A 1,722-nucleotide genomic window follows, 5' to 3' on the forward strand; every position below is an offset into this window, starting at 1 on the left:
TTGACTAGGTAACCATAACTCCACCCAGACAAAAATCCAGCAAATAAAAAGCCTAATGCCATAGATACAAAGTAATAACCCATAAACATAGCAGCACTGCCTTTTGGAGCTATGCTGGCTACATACTCTTGGCTTTTTGGAGAGGTGAGCATTTCACCAAAAGCAATTAATAATATAACCGTTACCACTACTAAACCTCCCAATTGGCTTAGTAATACCCCCGCGCTCATTAATAACAACACTAAAAAAGCACCTGCTGTGACAATTAAACCGCTTATTAGGACAGATATAACTTTAAAATGCTGGCATTTAACACTTACTATTATTTGTAACAGAACAATAGCTGCAAAATCTAAATTAATCAGGTATTCAGGGTTTACCTGTCGGTATTTAAGCCACTGCTGCGCCAATTGCATACTTTGCTCAGCCGAAAAGCTAGAAGCACTGGCTTGTTTAAAAAATAGCGTTATTTCAGCAACAGGAACATTAACTTTTAAGTGGACTAACTCTAGACGCACAGCCTCTAAATTTACCTCTTTGACTGGTGTTACACTATGAGTAGCAGCCAGTGTTTGCAGTTTGTTACTTAAAGCCTGAATATCAACATAAGCAAAAAAATCCACTGCTGATTGACTAAAGTAGCTCAAGATTGCAACTAAATCTTGAGTATCAATATAGTCACGTATAAACAGAGGTAGAGTATAGAAAAGTTGGTTATATACCGTCCAAAACCCCGTTAATATTGCTAAATATAGTGCAAAACTACGGTTGCTAACCCTCACCGGTTGTAGATACCATTTAGACGCTTTTTGCACGCTTACGCACTTATCCCATAACCAGTTCGCAGCTAACCAAATCGTAATTAGCGAAAAAGCTTGAGTATATGTTAACCAGCTAACTCCCCCCGTCATTAAAATAATTACACTGGTAAACAGTAACAATGCGAAACGGCTGTTACCCAAAACATGTTGAGCTTGCTGTAAAACCGCTGCCGCCCCTATGCTGCTACGTAGTTTGCTGCTTGACTCACGGTAAAAGAGCAATGGAATAAAATTAACAACTATCCAAGATGCCGACATAATAAATACCGCATCCCAACTAATAGTCCGTAAATACCCAGCCACTAACGGGCCTATGAAGCCCCCCAAATTAACCATAGTGTAAAAAATACCAAAGCCTAAACCCCGGTTACTGTCGTTAGTGTTTTGACTTATAGTGCCAACTACAACAGGCTTAAAGCAGGATGCACCAAAAGCGACTAACATTAAAATCATAAAGAACGAATTAAAGTCTGTCACTTGACCCAAAAAGTAATAACTCGGCGCCATCACAATAAATGAGCATGTAAACATTTTTTTATAGCCATAGCGATCGGCAAAAGCCCCAGTGATCACAGGTAATAAGTATAAAAAAAACGGAATTATCCCCTGCACGGCGCCTCGCTCTGCATCACTAAATCCGACCCCCCCTTGCTCAATGGGTGTGGTCATATACACCGACGATACTGCAAAAAAGCCATACCAAGCTAAACGCTCAAAAATTTCCATGGTATTAGCCAAGTAGAAACCTAACCCAAAGCTACGCCAAGTTTGTTTATTTTTACCAGTTTCCTGCTGTGCTGCTGATTGTAATTGTTGGTTATTATTCATAGTTTACTTTTTCAATTAAACGCAGTATTTTATATTGCATACAATATACAAGCAAAGCAACTAAAATGACAAA

General features: G+C 39.0%; 1 protein-coding gene. It reads right to left on the reverse strand.

Annotation, left to right across the window (positions count from 1 at the left end; translation table 11 throughout):
• Positions 1-1,649: MFS transporter (locus tag CWB80_RS18605; protein ID WP_138686291.1), on the reverse strand; the 1,649-nt coding region annotated here is incomplete at its 3' end.
• Between the last annotated feature and the right edge of the window lie 73 nt (positions 1,650-1,722).

The organism is Pseudoalteromonas sp. S1650 (genome assembly GCF_005887195.1).
Classification (GTDB): domain Bacteria; phylum Pseudomonadota; class Gammaproteobacteria; order Enterobacterales; family Alteromonadaceae; genus Pseudoalteromonas; species Pseudoalteromonas simplex.